The sequence below is a fragment of the Oerskovia sp. NPDC056781 genome, assembly GCF_042789955.1.
GTDB classification, from domain to species: Bacteria; Actinomycetota; Actinomycetes; order Actinomycetales; family Cellulomonadaceae; genus Oerskovia; species Oerskovia rustica.
Map to the genome: position 1 here is coordinate 1 of NZ_JBHUAD010000298.1, position 4,092 is coordinate 4,092.

Consider the following 4,092-nt stretch of genomic DNA (forward strand, 5'->3'; position numbering starts at 1 on the left):
CGCACCCCCGCGGGGGGGGGCGGTACACACCGACCACCAAGAGCCGGCCCGCCCCCCCCCCCCCTCAGGTCAGGAGCGGCGTCCGTCGTCTCCTCGCTCACCCCAGGGGGTGACCGGTCATCCGCGCGTCACGGGGTCTCGGTACCCAACGACTCCTCGGCGGCGATCGCCGACTCGAGCGCGGTCTGCAGGCGTTCCTGCGACTCGCCGTAGGCGGCGAAGTCACCCTCCGCGAGGGCGGCCTGACCGTCCTTGATCGCCTGGCTGGCGGCCTGGAGAGCCTGGTCGAGCTGCGCGCGCGCCTCGGGGTTCTCCGTGACGGGCGCCGGGGTGTCCGTCCCGGTGTCGGTGCCGTCCGTGGGCGGCGGGGTCTCTCCGTCGGTCGGGATGACCGGAGCGACCTCACCACCGGCGTCACCGGCCGATGCACCCGACTCGCCGCCGAAGACCTGGTTGAGGGCCTCGTCGAGCGTGTCGGCGAACCCGACCTGGTCACCGAAGCTGACCAGCACCTTGCGCAGCAGCGGGAACTTGGTGCCCTCGGACGCCTGCACGTACACGGGCTGCACGTAGAGCAGACCGCCGCCCACGGGGAGCGTGAGCAGGTTGCCGTGGATCACGGTCGAGTTGCCGCGGCTGAGGATGTTCAGCTCGTTGGACACCGTGGGGTCCGAGTCGAACGTGTTCTGCACCTGCCCCGGTCCGGGGACCGTGGCGTTGCGTGGCAGCTCGAGGAGCCTGAGCTTGCCGTACGACTCGGCCTTCACACCTGCGGTACTGCCTGCCTCGGCATCGACCGCGAGGAACCCGGTGAGGATCTCTCGGTCGGAGTTGCCGCCCGGGATGAACGTGGTCATGAGGGAGAACGCGGGGTTCTCCTGACCGGGCATCTGCAGCGTCAGGTAGTACGGCGGCTGGTAGGGCTTGGTGCCGGTGCCGCGCACCGTGGGATCGCGCGGGACGTTCCAGAAGTCCTGACCGGAGAAGAACTCGCGGGCGTCGTCGACGTGGTAGCTCGTGAGCAGCGCACGCTGGACCTTGAACATGTCCTCGGGGTAGCGCAGGTGGCTCATGAGGTCGCCGCTGATCTCGGAGATCGGCTTGAGCGACGTCGGGAAGACGTTGTCCCACGCCTGCAGGATCGGGTCCTCGGTGTCCCACGCGTACAGGTCGACCGAACCGTCGTAGGCGTCGACCGTGGCCTTGACCGAGTTGCGGATGTAGTTGACCTGCTGCGGTGCGAGCGCCGCGACCGACTGCGAGTTGACCGTCAGGGTGTCCTGCGTCGCCTCGTCGAGGGGGCGTGATGCCGAGTACGGGTAGGAGTTGGTCGTGGTGTAGCCGTCGACGATCCACTTGACCCGGCCGTCCACGACGGCGGGGTAGACCTTGCCGTCGAGCGTGAGGTACGGGGCGACCTTCGCGACGCGGTCACGCGGCGACCGGTCGTACAGGATCTGCGAGTCGGTCGTCACACGGTCGGAGAACAGGATCTGCTCGGAGCCGAACTTCAGGGCGTAGAGCAGCTTGGTGCCGAACGAGCCGACGCTGGGGCCTGCGACGGCCCCGTCCTCGGCGCCGAACGTGTTGTTGACCTGCCCGCCCGCCTCGTCGTCCGGGTAGTCGAACTCCCAGGGCTTGGTGCCCTCGGGGGCGCCGACGATCGAGTACTGGGTCGAGTCCGGGCTGAAGTAGATGCGCGGCTCGTACTCGGGCAGCGAACCCACCGAGGGGATGTCTCCCTCGTAGAACGCGGGCTGACCGCCCGGGCCGATCTGGTTGCCGTACGCGGCCACGACGCCGTACCCGTGCGTGTACACGGTGTGGTCGTTGACCCAGTTGCGCTGGCTCGCGCCGAGTCCCTCGAGGTTGAGCTCACGGACGGCGATCACGGTGTCGCGGCTCTGGCCGTCGATCATGTACCGGTCGACGGAGAGGGTCTCCTGGAAGTTGTAGTACTGCTTGTTCTGCTGGAGCTGGCGGAACGTCGGGCTGACGATCTGCGGGTCGAGCAGGCGGATGGACGCCGTGGTGTCGGCGTCCGCGCGCAGCGCTCCGGCCTCTGCCTGGGTCTTCGCGTCGTAGTTGGCCGCCTCGACCCCGTCGAGCCCGAACGCCGTCTTGGTCGCGTCGATGTTCCGCTGGATGTACTCGGCCTCGAACTCCTGCGCGTTCGGGTTGACCTGGAAGCGCTGGACGACGGCCGGGTAGATCCCGCCGATCGCGATCGCGGAGACGACCATGAGCCCCACGCCGATCGCGGGCAGGCGCCAGTTGCCGCGGACCGCGGTCGCCACGAACAGCAGCGCGACGAGGATCGCGACGCCCGTCAGGATCGCCTTGGACGGGATGACCGCGTTGACGTCGGCGTACGAGGCACCGTCGAACTTGTCACCCGTCGTGGTCAGGAGCGAGTACCGGTCGAGCCAGTAGTTGGCGCCGATGAGCAGCATGAGCACGGCGGCCGTGACCGAGAGCTGCACGCGAGCGGCCTTGGTCGTGCGCGGGCCGCTGCCCGCGCCACCACCGATGCGCACCCCGCCGTACAGGTAGTGGGTCGCCAGGGCGCCGATGCCCGAGATGATGACCGCGGCCATGAGGAAGCCCACGGCGAAGCGCAGCACGGGCAGCGTGAAGACGAAGAACGAGATGTCCAGGCCCCACTGCGGGTCCTTGGTGCCGAACGGCACCGAGTTCAGGGCCAGGAGCACCGTGCTCCACTGCGAGGACGCCGCCGCACCGGCGAAGAAGCCGATGAGCGCGGGGCCCGCGATCGTCACGACCTTGCGCAGGGGCTCGATCGCCTCGCGGTACTGGTCGAGCGTGGCCTGCTCGGGCGTCGAGGGCGCGTAGATGGGGCGGGACCTGTACGCGAGCGACAACGACAGGAAGACGAGTCCGCCCATCACGAGGAAGCCGCCGACGAACAGCGCCGCACGGGTCCCCCACTCCGTCCACAGGACGCCTTCGAAGCCCAGCTGGGTGAACCAGAGGACCTCGGTCCAGAACTGCGCGAGCAGGAACAGCAGGAGGACGAGGGCAGCCACGACGGCAACGGCGATGCCGAGCGGGCTGCGTCGTCTGCGGGAGCCGGCCTCGGGCCCTGAAGGGCGTCGTGGCGCTGCGGCGAATGACACGGTGGGCTTACCTCTTTGCGTTCGGTCGAGCGTCAGGTCGTCAGGCGTCGGTACCTGTCCGTGCCGGGCCCACGACCACCGGATTCACAGGCGGTCCACGATCTCGACAGGGTCAGGCCACAGGCCGTCCATCTCGTCAACGGCCCACAGCGGTTCCAGGTTCCCACACGTACCTGGCCCCGACCCGCCGACTGCGCCGACGTCGTCGGGCCTGACATGCTGGGGACATGGCAGACACGACCTCCCCCGCGCCCGACCAGCCCGCCCCGAGCACGTCCCAGGCCGCCTCGGGCGTCCCCGACGACGCCCCCGCCCCCATCGTCCCCCTCGCGCAGCTCGCGCTCGCCGACGCCGTGCGCGACGTCGAGGCGCACGTCGCCGCCGACGGCTGGGACGCTCCCCCGCGCGTGTTCGCGCTCGTCCGCACGGCCGACGCGATGGCCGCCGACCCGGGCCTGGCGGACCGCCTCCCGCCCGAGGTCGTGACCGCGGCGCGCGGCATCCCGGACCACCTGGTCTCGGTCGAGCAGGAAGGCCTGCCCGACGTCGAGACGCTCGAGGACCTGCTCGCAGGGATCTCGTGGCCCGGCACGGTCGACGGTGCCGCGATCGTCGCCGAGCGCGTCATCCTGCCCCCGTCCGCCGAGGAGGGGCTGCCCACCGACCCGGCCGCGGCCCTCGCCTACCTGTCGTCGCACCCGGACCGCCAGGACGTCCGTCTCGCGGTCGGTGTCCTGCGCGACGGCACCCCGTGGTGCGCGGTCCGCACGCGCGCGAACGACGACGGCGACGACGTGGCGTTCGGTCCGGACCTCGTGCCGGGCCTGATCGAGGGGCTGCGCGCGACGTTCGAGTGACCGCCGGGCGGCCGTCCGAGCCGGCGCGCACCAGCGCGAGCCGGGCGAGCAGCGCCACGTGCGAGGGAGCCCCGAGGGGCCGGACGACGTGGTCGTCC

At 70.6% G+C, this 4,092-nt stretch carries 2 protein-coding genes; one reads left to right on the plus strand and one right to left on the minus strand.

Annotated features, from left to right (window positions below; translation table 11 throughout):
* Positions 1-128: 128 nt before the first annotated feature.
* Complete coding sequence (locus ACFRCR_RS17410; protein WP_377679292.1) at positions 129-3,137, minus strand: UPF0182 family protein; 3,009 nt, start codon at positions 3,135-3,137, stop codon at positions 129-131.
* A gap of 227 nt (positions 3,138-3,364) precedes the next feature.
* Here ACFRCR_RS17410 and ACFRCR_RS17415 point away from each other — a divergent pair, with 227 nt between their 5' ends.
* Positions 3,365-3,994: a PPA1309 family protein gene (locus tag ACFRCR_RS17415; protein WP_225228405.1), complete on the plus strand. Its 630-nt coding sequence runs from the start codon at positions 3,365-3,367 to the stop codon at positions 3,992-3,994.
* Positions 3,995-4,092 lie beyond the last annotated feature (98 nt).